Below are 14999 nucleotides of genomic sequence, written 5' to 3' on the forward strand. Positions count from 1 at the left end.
AAAATTACCCTTCCTTCTCAATCGTATCTAGGCATTCACGAAGTAGTTGACCGTACTCGTACTTGCCTGGACATACAAAGGTACACAATGCTACATCTTCTTCGTCTAGCTCTAGCGCACCTAGTGCTTGAGCACTATCAATATCGCCTGCACATAGATCACGAAGTAGCAATGTAGGTTCCATATCTAGAGGCATTACGCGCTCATAGTTACCAATTGGAACCATCGAACGATCACTGCCATTTGTTGTCGTTGTCATATTGAACAACTGACCTGTAAACAGGTGACCAAGGAATGCACGAGTAACAGAGAACTTGTTCTTACCAGGCATAGCCCAGCCGAATAGCTCTTTATCACGACCTTCACGTAGAACAGAAACTTGCTGATGGTAACGACCAAGGAAAGCATGCGGACCTGTTGCTTTAGTACCCGTGAGTACAGAACCAGAAATCACACGAACTTCGCCAGGCATTAACTCACTGTCAGTTAACTCTTCAAGGCTAGCACCAATTAGAGTACGAACTAGACGTGGGTTGTTAACCACTGGGCCAGCCAGAGCAACAACACGCTCAGAATGAATCTCACCAGTAAGGAAAAGCTTACCGAATGCGATAACATCTTGGTAGTTAATGCTCCACGCTACATTTTGTGCATTTACCGGATAAAGGTAATGCATATGCGTGCCTGCAAGACCTGCAGGATGTGGGCCATCAAAAACATGTTCTTCAACGTTAGACTGAGCAGAACGAGGCAAGCTAGTGCCTTTTTTACAAACGTACACTTTGCCGTTAGTCAATGTTGAAAGAAGATCTAAACCAGCAACGAAAGCATCAGACTGCTCGTTAATGATTAATTCTGGCTCAGCTGCTAACGGATTCGTATCCATAGCAGTTACAAAAATAGCCTGAGTTTCAGAATCAATGGCTGGAACCTTGCTGAACGGACGAGTTCGCAAAGCGGTCCATGCGCCAGACTCAACTAACTGAGTTTTAACCGTTTCACGGTCAAGACCTGCTAGTTGGTTGGCTTCATAGTTATTGAACGTGATTTGCTCATTGCCTGCTATTTCAATCACTACTGATTGAAGAACACGCTTAGCACCACGGTTCACTTCAATAACTTTACCGCTTGCTGGAGAAGTAAATACAACACCAGGGTTCTTTTTATCTGCAAAAAGAACTTGGCCTTTCTTCACTTCATCACCAACGCGAGCATGCATCGTAGGACGCATACCAACGTACTCTTCGCCAAGCAAGGCGACTTTAGTGATGGACTTACCATCATTAATCACCTGGGATGGAGTTCCTGCAATAGGAAGGTCCAAACCCTTATTTATTGTAATCATACGCACTTGCACTACTTTATCGGGAAAAAGATTCTTTTAATTGCGTAAATTCGGGACGTTTTAAATCGCCCTTAGACACGACATTACTGTGTCCGGTTTTGGTAAATTTGAGGCACCAAAATCGCAACATTATCTTAATAAACTCATCACATAAATCATGTGAGATTTATCAGGTGCCGTATACTAGCATTTTTTGATAACTTGATGCCATGACCAATAACTTGAATACGGCCTTTATTTGGTGAGATTTGAAGCATATGGACTCTCAAATATGTATAAATTTGACGGGCCGCACAGATAAAATGGCTTTTGAATCATGTTTTAAACAAGAGATTAATACTCTGTCACAAACTCATATTTTACGAATTATGTTGAAACACTGTTAATAAAAACATTACTCATTGTAGGTATTTTCAACCGTTCGATTTACCATCAATTTGAGTGATATAACAACGAAAAACAGAGATATTTGGCAACAAAAAAGGCGGTATTGCCGCCTCTTTTTTATAGCTAAGTTCTATGACTTACCACCACCCATGCACATTGGGCTATCTGGCACGTTATCTAGCTGCTTCATCCATTCATCTTTTGTATAAGTATGAATGGACAGGGCGTGAATATTATTCGCTAGCTCTTCTGAAAGTACTTTATTGACCGCTCGATGACGAGCAATAAGACGCAAACCTTCAAACACATCGCTGACAACAATCACTTTAAAATGACTTTCAGAACCAGCCGGAACATTGTGCATATAGCTCTCATTCACCACGTTTAAATGACTTGGTGAAAACTCATTGTGCAATTTTGTTTCGATAACTTCTTGGATCATTGTGATTCCTTAGTAACGTATTGGCATTATATGTTGCTGAGTATAAACCTTAACGGGTCGACTGTCTGAGTATTTCATTGCGAACCACTCCAGTTTAATGGAGTTTTTTCTATCTTGTTTAGCCTGCATTTGAGACAATATCTTTGTTATTTCTTATATAAGCACCTCAAGCAATGAAAACCGAACTTACCCTTCACGATAGAACTTTGACCTTACATCGTTTCCCTAAACGTTCAAATGAAACCCTTCAAGCTTGGGATGCGGGCGACGAATACCTGCTCAGTCATGTTGAAGAGATGAACCTTGAACCTGGCAAACACATACTGATCATGAACGACAGCTTTGGTGCTCTATCTGCTTGGTTCTCGAAAGATCATGATGTCACCATGATGAGCGACTCATTTATCTCTCATCGCGGTGCGCTAAAAAACTTACAGCGAAATCAATGTAATCGAGTCAACTTTTTAAACACAATGGATGCTATCCCACACGGTATAGACCTTGTGATCATGCAGCTACCAAAAACCAACCGCCACCTTGTATGGCAGTTAAGTCAGTTGCGCCAAGCACTGCCTGAAGGCTGCCAAGTGATCGGTGTCAACAAAGTAAAAGAGATCCACACCTCTACACTTAACCTTTTCGAAAAATACCTAGGCGAGACCAAAACCTCATTAGCGAAGAAAAAACACCGCTTGGTTTTCTCTTCTCCAAACTGCCAACCGATTCAAACTGTTGAGCCGTTTGTTGAGTGGGATGTAGACGGTGAAGATATCCGCCTGAAAAATTTACCGAATGTTTACTCAGGGGAAGCACTCGATCAAGGCGCTCGCTATATGCTAGAGCACATACCTAAAGATCCTGAGCTACGTCATATTATCGACCTAGGCTGTGGCAACGGTGTATTGAGTGTAAAAGCAGGACAATTGAATCCCAAAGCTCGTATCACCTGCGTTGATGAGAGTTTTATGGCCGTTGAATCAGCACGACAAAACGTCAAGGATAACCTTGGTGAAGAAGGTAACTTCCAATTCATTGCTAACAACTGTTTAGATGGCTTTAAGAAAAACAGCACATACTTAGTGATGTGTAACCCTCCGTTCCATCAACAACAAGCGATTACTGATCACATTGCATGGCAAATGTTCTGTGATGCGAAGCATGTTCTTAGCAATGGCGGAAAATTAATTGTTATTGGTAACCGACACCTCGGATACGATGTAAAACTCGCAAGATTATTTGGTGAAGCGAACGTTGAAACGCTTGAACTAAACCAAAAATTTGAGATATTACAGGCAACAAGAGAACCTGCGAATTTTAATAAATAAGCAGAAACGACTTCACAAAAATTTAAAATACCGAGCTTCTGGTGTGAATTTAGAAAGGATAAAGGAATGAAAAAACTGATTTTGGCTGCTTCTATTATGGCTTTGACGGCATGTTCAGCCCCTCAGCAAGAACAGATCAACGTAATGCCAGAAGCTTCACTAAGCTCAAGCAACCTTGTACAAGGCAAAACATACACGCTCACAAGTAAAGATGTCCGTGCTGCTCAATATGTAGCATTGGTTGATAGCGGCCGTTCAAATATTCAGCCAATTCACGCTAAGCAAAACATGCGTATTTCTCTAGAAAACGCGCTAGCAAAACAGCTGGACTCTCAAGGTTTCCGTGCAAGCGTAAACAGTGAAAACTCGATTGTTTTAGAGATTCAAGAAGCACTCGTTACCGTAGAACACACCATTATGGAAAACCAAATGGACGGTAAAGTGACACTTGAAGTAACCGCTGAGACACCTGAAGGCAAACTGGTTAAGACATTCAATGGTACAGCCGTTCGAACTGGTGCGTTAAGCGCTTCAAACGACGACATCTCAATGGTCCTTAATGATGTGCTCAATTTAGTACTTACTGAGATTGCTAACGACCAAGAGCTACAAACTTACATGAAGGAACGTTTCTAATGAACCGTATCCTTACTTCTATCGTATTAATGCTGGTGAGCGTGAGCGTTTGGGCTGGTCCTAAAGTGAACGTGGAAACAACATTAGGCAACTTCACTATTGAGCTTAACCAAGAAAAAGCACCGATTAGCGCTGAGAACTTCCTAAAATACGTTGAAGACGGCAGCTATGAAGGCACTATCTTCCACCGAGTTATTCCTGGCTTTATGGCTCAAGGTGGTGGCTTCGATCAAGATATGAATCAACAAGCGACTTATACCCCTATCAAAAACGAAGGCAGTAACGGTCTAAAGAATGATACAGCAACGATCGCTATGGCTCGCACTAATGCGCCTGATTCTGCGACTCGTCAGTTCTTCATTAACTTTGCTGACAATGATTTCTTAAACGCGAAAGGCGCTAATCCTGGTTACGCTGTATTTGGTAAAGTGACTGAGGGATTTGATGTTGTACAAAAGATGGCTACCATTCCGACTAAGCGAATGGGCCGTATGTCAGACATCCCAATAGACCCTATCATCATCAACAAAGTAACACTTCTTAAGTAATCTCATACAGCGCCCTTAACCTCTTAAGGGCGTTTTTCTATACAAGGACGCCCCATGTCATCAGGCTCTCCCTCTCTTTCTTGGATGCAGACTTTTCGCAGCTACCTAGATAAACGTCTACTTTGGGTGTTTATGTTAGGCTGTTCAAGTGGCTTCCCATGGGTTCTTATTGGCTCCAATATGTCCGGTTGGCTAAAAGATGCAGGTTTAACAAGAGCTGCTATTGGCTATTTTGGTAGCGTATTTGCCGTCTATGCCATTAACTTTCTATGGGCTCCCCTGGTAGACCGAGTCAAACTACCAATCCTACATGCGATATTAGGCCAGCGGCGTAGTTGGATATTTTTGTGTCAAAGCGCTGTATTGATCTGCACGCTCTTCATTGCTGGAGTAAACCCAGCCGATGATCTTGTTCTAGCTTCGATGTTAGCTTTAGGCATAGCGATTGCTTCATCGACTCAAGATATTGCAATCGATGCCTTTCGAATTGATACATTTCCAAAGTCAGAGTCGTCTAAACTGCCTCAAGCTTCTGCTATGACGGTTATAGGTTGGTGGACAGGCTATTCGCTACCCGGTTATCTTGCCTTCATAAATGCTGATTCAGTTGGCTGGAATGGTGTTTACTACGGTATGGCTGGTATTGTCGCAATTCTAATGTTGTTTACATTACTCGTTGGCGAACCAAAAACGAAACGAGATAGCTTACAAGCAGAAGCCGAACGCCGTCATCGTCAAATAGTAGGTAACCCTATTGTTGTCTGGCTTACCGTGACCGTCGCAGAACCCTTCCTAGACTTCTTCAAACGCAATGGATTTAGAGTCGCTCTAACTTTATTACTTTTCGTCTTTCTATTTAAGATAGGCGAAGCCTTCTTGGGAAGAATGTCGATCACATTCTATAAAGAAATTGGCTTCTCTAACGAGCAAATCGGTTACTACTCTAAATTAATCGGTTGGGGATTAACTATGTTATTCACCTTAATTGGCAGTATGGTCAATGTTAAATTTGGTATAGTTCGCGGGTTAATGATCGGCGGTATTGCAATGGCAGCCAGTAATCTAATGTTCGCATGGATCGCCCAAGTTGGTCCAAATGAGCATCTGTTCTTAGCCACGCTGATGGTTGATAACTTCACATCTGCCTTCTCAACCGTTGCATTTGTTTCTTTCCTGACAATGGTAACTGGCCAAGCATTCTCTGCAACCCAATACGCTCTGCTTGCATCATTGGGAAATTTAGGTCGGACAACACTGGCATCATTCAGCGGTGAAGTCGTTGATTACCTCAATGACTGGTCGACTTTCTTCATACTGACAGCATTAATGGTGATTCCGAGTTTGATCATGCTCTATTCATTACGCCACTTTTTCACTGATTTATTAGAAAAAGCCAAAAACCATCAAGAATAGTAAAAAAAGGGTAGCGTCAAACTACCCTTTTTTACTTTCTGACGGCAGAGACGAAACCGACAATCTATTGTACCAGTCACGGTTAAGTGGAACTCAGTTCCCACCAAATCATCAATTGCAAACTCTCAAAAATTCTTTCCATGTTTAGAGCAAAGAACAATCTCTTTCTATAAATAAACAACAAAGCTTGATTACCCCAATTACCTCTCCATGAAAACTCTTCATCAAATGATTCTAACTCCAGTACAACGCCGATCAAAAATAGCTCAAAGCAAAGAAAACGAGACGGACGATTTACCTCATTTTGAGGAAGAAAAAGCTTAGAAAAGAATACTGTTGATTTTGATATGCATGTCACTCTATTCAGTAGAATCGTTTGCTTAGAACGGTATTTCAGCAATTCCCCCACAAAATAACCGAATTTCACAAAATCAATAGAATTTATGGTGCATCAAGATGCATTGCTATCTTAAAGTTCCGTCATTTAGATCGTTAGTGTGATCGGCTTCACTTTAATAATTGTAGTTTTCACTCTGTCTCACTTTTATTTGAGAACAAAATCGCTATTATGCTCGGCATTCGGACAACGTAAACACTTACAAGTTTGCGGGTTACTTATTTCAAATATAGAGAGTTCCATTATGCGTAAATCACTTTTAACTCTTGGCCTACTTGCAGCAGCTTCTGCTCCGGTAATGGCAGCGGATTATTCTGACGGCGACATCCACAAAAATGATTACAAGTGGATGCAATTCAACCTTATGGCTGCAATCGATGAGAAAGGCGCTGGTCCAGAGTCAACTCACGATTACCTAGAGATGGAATTTGGCGGTCGCTCGGGAATCTTCGATCTTTACGGTTACGTTGATGTATTTAACCTAACTTCTGATCCAGGCAGCGACAAAGCTGGTGAAGAAAAAATCTTTATGAAATTCGCACCTCGTATGTCTCTAGACGGACTAACTGGTAAAGACCTTTCTTTTGGCCCAGTTCAAGAGCTTTACGTTGCATCTCTTATGGAATGGGGCGGCAAATCTGGTGTAAACAACCAGAAGATCGGTCTTGGTTCTGACATCATGGTTCCATGGTTCGGTAAAGTTGGTCTAAACCTATACGGTTCTTACTACGGTAACGAAAAAGACTGGAACGGTTTCCAAATATCGACTAACTGGTTCAAACCATTCTACTTCTTCGAGAACGGTTCATTCATTTCTTACCAAGGTTACATCGATTACCAATTCGGTATGGAAGATAAGGCTGGTAACAAGTTCAACACTAACACATCAAACGGCGGTGCGATGTTTAACGGTATCTACTGGCACTCAGATCAGTTCGCTGTTGGTTACGGCTTGAAACTATACAAAGACATCTACGGTTTTTCAGATGGTGAAGCACTACCATGGACTCAAACTGTTGACTCTTCAGGCGTAGGTCACTACGTTGCAGTAACTTACAAGTTCTAATTGAACTTCTAAGAAAGTTTCCAGAATGGCACCCTCGGGTGCCATTTTTTATTGCTTTCATTTAATGCCTCGCTATCCTTGCAGTATCACTTTCTTATCTCGGTATTGCTGTGAACATCACTATTGTAGGGCCAGGGGCCATCGGCTCTTTATGGGCAATAAAACTACTTCAAGCTGGTCATAATGTGTCTTTGTGGAGTCGTTCCACTGATAACTCAATTGACTTATCACTTGATGGACAAGCTTCCCTTTCCTTCAGTAACAACAATATCGAAAAGCTATCAGCGAGTGACTTGGTTATTTTCACGGTCAAAGCTTGGCAAGTAGCAGAAGCAACCACTTCACTGCTTCAACATCTCGATCCCGACACCATTCTCATGTTCATGCATAACGGAATGGGCGCGGTTGATGAGATAGCCACTCAAATTGATGCTTACCCAATAATATTGGCGACCACGACTCAAGCTGCATTCAAACCCGACCACAACAATGTGTCTCATACTGGATTGGGCCAAACTCAATTGGGTGCTTTCAACCAAACTGGCCAACAGTGTACGTTTTTAGTTGATGTCTTAGATAATGCTCTCCCTGCTGTTTGTTGGAACCCACAAATAGAAACCGCACTTTGGACTAAGCTCGCCATCAATTGTGCGATCAACCCACTCACGGGCCTTGAACAGATCAAGAATGGCGAACTCGCAGATAAAAGGTTTGAGGATATTTTGAGTTCTATCGTTAAAGAGCTCACGCAGGTTATGCAAGCCGAAGGGATCGTTTGTTCATTCGATAAATTAGTGGCAAGCGTCAAACAGGTAATCCAAGCCACGGCGCAGAACAACTCATCCATGAAGCAGGATATGTTTTACCAACGTAAGACAGAGATCGACTTCATTAACGGCTACCTTATTAAGACTGCACTCAAGCATCAGATAGACGCTCCCGTTAACCAAAGACTGTTCGCCCAAGTCAAAGGGCAAGAAAATCGCTGGAATCATCAAGATTAGTCAGCAACGGTTAACAAGTCGCGATAAAATAACAATACCGCTAAGCACAACGCTAGCACCAATTCCCAAGATTTTAGGTAAGAATAGATGCTTGATATCAATCACATCCGAGAGCAGTTTCCTGCGCTATCACAAATCGTCAACCAACAACCGTTGATTTACTTAGACAGCGCGGCAACGACGCAAAAACCTCAGGTGGTTATTGATGCCATTAGCCAATATTACTCTAAGCAAAATGCCAATGTTCACCGTGGTAGCCACAGCTTAACCGCGCAAGCAACCAGTCAATTTGAAGCAGCAAGAGACAAGGTCGCTCAGTTTATTGGCGCTACGTCTTCAAAGGAAATTATCTGGACTCGCGGTGCCACCGAAGCACTTAACCTCATTGCTCAAACGTACGCAAGAAGCACTCTTCAACCTGGCGATGAGATCTTAGTGAGTGAAATGGAGCATCACGCCAACATAGTCCCTTGGCAAATTGTGGCAGAACAAACCGGCGCTAAAGTCATAAAAGTACCAGTGACATCGGATTGCGAATTTGACCTAACTGCGTTTGATATGCTCTTAAATGAACGAACCAAGATTGTTGCTCTGGCTCAGATAACTAATGTGACTGGTTCTCGTCAGCCCATTGAACAAGTGATAGAGAAAGCACACAAGATGAATGCTATTGTTGTGGCCGATGGCGCGCAAGGTATTGTTCATGAATCTGTTGATGTAGCGGCTTTAGGTGCAGATTTCTACGTATTCTCTGGGCATAAGCTCTATGCACCTGCAGGTATTGGTGTGCTTTACGGCAAACTGGAATTGCTCGAAGCGATGCCACCTTGGCATGGCGGTGGCAAAATGGTTGATCGTGTCTCTTTCTCTGGCACTACTTTTTCTGAACTGCCTGGCAAGTTCGAAGCAGGCACACCCAATGTCGCTGGCGCTATTGCTTTAAGCACCGCAATAGAATGGTTGAGTGGTTTTGCACAGCAAGATGTCGAAAATCATATCCACCAGCTGCAACACGAGACCTACCTTGCTCTCAGTAAACTGGATGACATTCAGATTTTAGGGTATCAACCCAACTCTAGTGTGATTACGTTTGTAATGGATGGTGTTCACCATCAAGATATTGCAACGCTATTAGATCAACAAGGTATCGCAGTTCGCGCTGGTCACCACTGTGCTCACCCATTAATGGATGCGCTCAACGTAAAAGGAACGGTGCGAATTTCGTTTGGCATTTACAACAACATGGATGATGTTGAAAAGCTCATAGCGGCGATAGAAAAAGCCGTTGATATGTTGTAGATGGTAAACATAACGAATAGCGAAGTTATTTAGGGTTGGCGTTTAGCGTCAACCCTTTTTATATCTGTGTTTTTAAGAAATGTTAAGCACTTAGCTCTTGGATTTGAGCAACAATCGCTTTTAATCCATTACCTCGAGATGGGCTGAGGTGGGTGATTAGACCGATCTGTTCAAAGTAACCATCAATATCGAACACTTGAATTTGTTGTGATGTTTTACCATCAAAAGCAGCCATCACTAATGTAATCAGACCGCGCACGATACGCGCATCTGAATCGGCGCAAAAATACCAAACACCGTCGATGTTCTGAGAAACTAACCACACTTGGCTTTCACAACCAGACACCAATACCTGCTCACTTTTCAGTTCATCAGGCATGTTAGGCAACTTCTTCCCCCATTGAATCACTTGGCGATAACGGTCTTCCCAGCCGTTGAATGTTTGCATTTTCGCGACAATATCATCACTGGTAATTTCAGTGCCGAATGGAGAGCTTGGGAATGACATCATTTTAATATCCAGTAAATTATTATGAAACGAACAATAACGAGTTACTTAGTATGCTTTTGAACGATCTTTTCTACGATACGTGAAACCGCCACAAAACCAAACGTCGCCGTTACAACCGTTGCTGCACCAAACCCCGTCGCACAATCCATGCGCTTTGGACCTTCTGCGGTTGCTTTCGCAGCACATACACTGCCGTCGGCTTGAGGGTATTTAAGTTGCTCAGTAGAGAACACACAATCAATGCCAAACTTACGTGCTGGGTTCTTAGGGAAATTATGATGACGACGCAACGTGTCTTTCAATTTCTTTGCTAGCGGATCTTGAATCGTCTTAGTCAGATCAGCCACTTTGATTTGAGTCGGGTCGACTTGGCCACCCGCACCACCGGTGGTGATCACCTTAATTTTGTTGCTACGGCAATACGCCAACAGCGAAGCCTTAGCTTTCATGCTATCAATCGCATCGAGAACAAAGTCGAACTCTTTCGATAGGTATTCAGCCTGATTGTCTGGGCCGATAAAGTCATCAATCAGGTTAACTTTGCACTCAGGGTTAATCAGCTTGACGCGCTCTGCCATCACTTCGATTTTGCTCTTACCGACAGTACCCGACATAGCATGAATCTGACGGTTAATGTTGGTCACGCACACATCATCCATATCGATCAAAGTCAGCTCACCTAAACCAGTACGAGCAAGTGCTTCAACAGCCCATGAACCTACACCGCCAATACCGATCACACACACGTGTGCAGCTCTAAGTATGTCGACTTCACTATTGCCATACAGGCGACGAGTGCCACCAAATCGTTGGTCATAGTTTTCTGAAGCAGGAGTGGTCAATTCACGCATTGTTGCCGCCAATTTATTTCTGAGAAAAAGAAAAGAGTGCGTTTTATACGCACTCTTGAATAAAAAGTCTAGGGGATTAGAGAATCACTTTAACAACCCTATTCTATTAGGCTTTACTCGATCTTTTCAGGAGGCAAAGCCCAAGGCGCTTCGGTTGCGCTACCATCTAAACCCAACTTCCATACACGACCAAAATGTTTGTAATGCCCCGCTTCAGTACCCGCTCTTGGCCCCATACCGTGGTAGAGGTCTAAGTGGTTCTGCTTAACCGCTCCCCCCGTATCCAAAACCAGTAACAACCTTAATTGGTGTGCACCACTCCAAGTACCATCTGCATTTAATAACGGAACCTCAGCCAGAATTGGTGTGCCCATAGGCAAGAGTGAACGATCGCCCGCTACCGCAGCCATTGGTAACAGTGGAATACCTGCGCTTCCCATTACCGACAAATCATCTCTTGCACTAAAGAACACAAAGGACGGATTTTGCTCAAGCAGCTCTTTGACTACTTCAGGGTCGTTTGCCAATACCCACTCTTTGATTGCCTTTAATGACATTTTTTCGCGTGGAACTAAGCCTCGTTCAATAAGAACACGGCCAATGCTCACATAAGCTTTATTGTTCTTACCCGCGTATGCGAAATACTGCAGCGTGTCATCATCACCGAAGTGCACAAAGCCACTGCCCTGCACTTCCATCATAAATGGGTCGATACGGTTTGCTGAATAACCTAACTCAAGGCCTTGACCTTCTAATGCACCGTTGTAGATATCTGCACGAGTTGGACACTCTTTATCACACTTAGGAAGGCCATAAACAGGAAAACGATATTCTTCAGTCGCTTCATGACGAAGCTCCATCACTGGAGAAAAATACCCCGTGAATAAGACATTACCTTGCTTATCTCCACCACCGAGTTGGGCGGTTTGAACGCCGAAATTAGCTAACTCACTAGGATCACCACTCAGCATTGCCCACTCATTGAGCTGTTGATAAAGCGGCTCGTAGATTTTCGCCATCGAAGGAGATTTGGAGACCACCATTTCAGCTTGTTCAGCAAATGCGGTGTAGTCTCTTGGCTTGTTGGATTGAACCTGATCGATCTTATTTAAAGTACGGGGAAATTCATCATCAAGGTGTTGTTGAGCACGATCAGTTGGTTGAGCACAGCCAAATAGTAGAGAGGCGGCAACAAGGGGAAGCCATTTTTTAATCACAAGAGTCATCCTAAAAATTCTATGCATCGAGGATGACAAAAACAGCCAGATAACACAATCTTAGATTGTAAGAGTTTACAATAAGATAACCTATCGAACTGAGTGATCAATATGGCCTTTAAGGCGAAATACAGGATTATAGTGACTATCCGAATCAAGCGTCATTTCGGTGTTGTCAGAATTGGTCATGCGGAAACGATACGTTTGATCGCCCGCCTTATATTCGAAGTAGTTACCATCAAACTCAAAGTTAGTGGCAACAATAGAACCCGCCATTGATACACCATTAGCGTTTAACACAAACTCATCCGTCGCATAATGCGCAACATCTTGTTCTACCCAAGTACCATAAAGCAAGTGATTTGGCGTTACTGAATCTTGCAATCGAGTTATCACATCACCAAAAAGTGACACCACTGCGAACGACCCCACCAGAGCCAAAATCATGAGACAACGCTCGATGATCTTACGCTTTAACTTAGATTGGTTTCGCTGTTCTTCCTCACTATAGAGGCCTGTGGTTATCTCATCGATCTTGTTCTTTGTTGCTGGAGCTTGTTGCATTCGGTAACTACTCATAAAGATGCTATGCATATTCTACACTGAGACCGTTTATATAATGAAGTCTAGATAATAATAGTTTGCGCTTTATTCCAAAAAGGTGTTGTTTAAATTTGAATTTAAATGCTAAATTATCGAATAAATAAACAAAATGGACTTGTTCTGTGAAATTAAGAAGTACAGCGCTAGTAAAAGGTTTCAGACAATCAACCCCTTACGTAAATGCTCACCGTGGCAAGACTATGGTAATTATGCTGGGAGGCGAAGCCGTTGCCGCTAAAAACTTTGGCAATATTATTAATGACATAGCTTTACTCCACAGCCTTGGAGTCAAGATTGTTCTTGTTCATGGGGCAAGACCTCAGATCAACCAACTGCTGGTAAAACAAGATTGCCATACGCCTTATCACAAGAATATTAGGGTCACTGACGAGTATTCTCTAGGGGTCGCGATGCAGGCTGCAGGCCAATTACAGCTAGCTATTACCGCTCGTCTTTCTATGAGCTTGAACAACACCCCAATGGCGGGCACTCAACTGAATGTGATGAGCGGCAACTTTATCACCGCTCAACCGCTAGGCGTGGATGATGGCACAGACTACTGTCATAGTGGGCGTATTCGTCGAATCGATATTGAAGGGATTAATCGCACACTCGACCAAGGTTCCATCGTATTACTTGGCCCGATTGCCAGCTCTGTAACAGGAGAAAGTTTTAATCTGCTTTCAGAAGAGGTCGCGACCCAAGTTGCAATTCGTCTAAAGGCAGACAAGCTGATTGGTTTTTGTTCCGAACAAGGTGTAACCGACGAAAACGGTAATGTCCTCGCCGAACTTTTCCCTAAAGACGCTAAACAAATTCTAGAACGCTTAACGGAATCTCAGAATCCTACAGAAGACATGAGTACCGGAACGCTGCGCTTTTTAAAGGGAGCTATCTCCGCTTGCCACGCAGGAGTGCCTCGCTGTCACTTAATCAGCTACAAAGTGGATGGCGCATTGATCCAAGAGCTGTTCTCTTTCGACGGTATTGGAACCCAAGTAGTAATGGCGAGTGCCGAACAAGTAAGACAAGCTCAGATTGATGATATCGGTGGTATCTTTGACCTCATTCGCCCGCTTGAAGAACAAGGCATACTCGTTCGTCGTTCAAGAGAGCAGTTAGAGCAAGAAGTCCATCGCTTTACTATTATCGAGAAAGACGGGCTGATTATTGGCTGTGCTGCACTGTATGCTTACCCAGAAGATCACATGGCAGAGATGGCCTGTGTTGCTATCCACCCTGACTATCGAGATGGAAACCGTGGCCAATTACTACTGGATTACATGCGTCATCAATCGAAGTCGCGCGATATCGACCAGATCTTTGTTCTTACCACACACAGCCTACATTGGTTCCGTGAACAAGGGTTTTACGAAATAGGTGTCGACGAGCTGCCGATGAAGAAACAAAGTTTATACAACTATCAACGGAATTCAAAAATTCTAGCATTAGACGTTCAGTGAAACTTTCAGATACTAATCACACTTTCTCATTAAAATAATTGCAAATGTAATCGTTTGCTGTGCAATTTTTAACAAATATGCACTTTCACTCACACGAATAATTGTATAGTATTTAGCCGCTTTAATGATATTAACAAATAATTTTAATTGGAATTACCATCTTGATAATCGTATCGAGTTAATTAAGGTGGTCACTGCACGGATTGCTATACCCGTTGACGGTCAGCACGCTAGGAATAGCTCTGCTCGTTGATATAAACAGCAAAAAGAGCAACATTGATATGAGAACCATTGTTTGTAACTCGCTGCAAAGTTTTTGGGATATGGCCGACAACCAATTCTTAGAAGGGCTAGACGTACACTGCGTGTTCCCTGTGAGCGAGAACCTTAAAGAGTTTATTTTAAATTGCCAAGCAAAGTACAAGATAAACCATATATCGTTTACTCGAGCGTTTTTAGGCTCTGATTCCTAATAACGCTCAAAGCAACCAA

15 protein-coding genes are annotated in these 14999 nt (G+C 42.9%); 9 read left to right on the forward strand and 6 right to left on the reverse strand.

Annotated elements, in window-relative coordinates:
* Positions 1–4 precede the first annotated feature (4 nt).
* Together ACED48_RS03735 and bolA are read right to left on the reverse strand one after the other, a co-directional pair.
* Positions 5–1345: a Na(+)-translocating NADH-quinone reductase subunit A gene (locus tag ACED48_RS03735; RefSeq protein ID WP_032547916.1), complete on the reverse strand. Its 1341-nt coding sequence runs from the start codon at positions 1343–1345 to the stop codon at positions 5–7.
* A 517-nt stretch (positions 1346–1862) separates the two neighbouring features.
* Positions 1863–2174, reverse strand: coding sequence for a transcriptional regulator BolA (gene bolA / locus ACED48_RS03740; RefSeq protein ID WP_017056767.1), 312 nt, complete (start codon positions 2172–2174; stop codon positions 1863–1865).
* Between the two features lie 173 nt (positions 2175–2347).
* Between bolA and ACED48_RS03745 the strand changes: the two genes are divergently transcribed.
* From ACED48_RS03745 to csdA, 7 genes are all read left to right on the forward strand, one after another.
* Positions 2348–3499 (forward strand): methyltransferase, encoded by a 1152-nt coding sequence (locus tag ACED48_RS03745; RefSeq protein WP_017056766.1) that lies wholly within the window; start codon positions 2348–2350, stop codon positions 3497–3499.
* A 66-nt stretch (positions 3500–3565) separates the two neighbouring features.
* Complete coding sequence (locus ACED48_RS03750) at positions 3566–4135, forward strand: YajG family lipoprotein (RefSeq protein ID WP_017056765.1); 570 nt, start codon at positions 3566–3568, stop codon at positions 4133–4135.
* Positions 4135–4683, forward strand: a complete 549-nt coding sequence (locus tag ACED48_RS03755) for a peptidylprolyl isomerase (RefSeq protein WP_017056764.1) — start codon at positions 4135–4137, stop codon at positions 4681–4683. Before ACED48_RS03750 ends, ACED48_RS03755 begins: the two co-directional genes overlap by 1 nt.
* A 54-nt stretch (positions 4684–4737) precedes the next feature.
* Positions 4738–6096 (forward strand): MFS transporter, encoded by a 1359-nt coding sequence (locus ACED48_RS03760; protein ID WP_017056763.1) that lies wholly within the window; start codon positions 4738–4740, stop codon positions 6094–6096.
* Between the two features lie 641 nt (positions 6097–6737).
* Positions 6738–7559, forward strand: coding sequence for an outer membrane protein OmpK (locus ACED48_RS03765; protein WP_017056761.1), 822 nt, complete (start codon positions 6738–6740; stop codon positions 7557–7559).
* Positions 7560–7669: 110 nt separating this feature from the next.
* The gene (gene panE, locus ACED48_RS03770) at positions 7670–8563 is read left to right on the forward strand and encodes a 2-dehydropantoate 2-reductase (protein ID WP_017056760.1); all 894 of its coding nucleotides are present in this window, start codon (positions 7670–7672) and stop codon (positions 8561–8563) included.
* Positions 8564–8650: 87 nt separating this feature from the next.
* Positions 8651–9862 carry a cysteine desulfurase CsdA gene (csdA, locus tag ACED48_RS03775; protein WP_017056759.1) on the forward strand — a complete coding sequence of 404 codons (1212 nt, stop codon included), beginning with the start codon at positions 8651–8653 and terminating at the stop codon, positions 9860–9862.
* Between the two features lie 82 nt (positions 9863–9944).
* On the opposite strand, the gene csdE is transcribed toward csdA, so the two are convergent.
* The 4 genes from csdE to ACED48_RS03795 all read right to left on the reverse strand — a co-directional run bounded on the left by csdE (position 9945) and on the right by ACED48_RS03795 (position 13005).
* The gene (gene csdE / locus ACED48_RS03780) at positions 9945–10373 is read right to left on the reverse strand and encodes a cysteine desulfurase sulfur acceptor subunit CsdE (RefSeq protein WP_017056758.1); all 429 of its coding nucleotides are present in this window, start codon (positions 10371–10373) and stop codon (positions 9945–9947) included.
* A 41-nt stretch (positions 10374–10414) separates the two neighbouring features.
* Positions 10415–11224: a tRNA cyclic N6-threonylcarbamoyladenosine(37) synthase TcdA gene (gene tcdA / locus ACED48_RS03785; RefSeq protein WP_016768337.1), complete on the reverse strand. Its 810-nt coding sequence runs from the start codon at positions 11222–11224 to the stop codon at positions 10415–10417.
* A gap of 113 nt (positions 11225–11337) precedes the next feature.
* On the reverse strand, positions 11338–12450 hold the full coding sequence (mltA, locus tag ACED48_RS03790) for a murein transglycosylase A (protein WP_017056757.1): 1113 nt from the start codon (positions 12448–12450) through the stop codon (positions 11338–11340).
* 81 nt (positions 12451–12531) lie between these two features.
* Positions 12532–13005 (reverse strand): DUF2850 domain-containing protein, encoded by a 474-nt coding sequence (locus ACED48_RS03795; protein WP_017056756.1) that lies wholly within the window; start codon positions 13003–13005, stop codon positions 12532–12534.
* A 161-nt stretch (positions 13006–13166) separates the two neighbouring features.
* Between ACED48_RS03795 and argA the strand changes: the two genes are divergently transcribed.
* Together argA and ACED48_RS03805 are read left to right on the forward strand one after the other, a co-directional pair.
* Positions 13167–14507 carry an amino-acid N-acetyltransferase gene (gene argA, locus ACED48_RS03800; protein WP_017056755.1) on the forward strand — a complete coding sequence of 447 codons (1341 nt, stop codon included), beginning with the start codon at positions 13167–13169 and terminating at the stop codon, positions 14505–14507.
* 281 nt (positions 14508–14788) lie between these two features.
* On the forward strand, positions 14789–14980 hold the full coding sequence (locus tag ACED48_RS03805) for a hypothetical protein (RefSeq protein WP_046224581.1): 192 nt from the start codon (positions 14789–14791) through the stop codon (positions 14978–14980).
* The last annotated feature ends 19 nt before the right edge of the window (positions 14981–14999 follow it).

Origin of the sequence: Vibrio sp. 5S239, assembly GCF_041439575.1 — a bacterium.
Classification (GTDB): domain Bacteria; phylum Pseudomonadota; class Gammaproteobacteria; order Enterobacterales; family Vibrionaceae; genus Vibrio; species Vibrio kanaloae.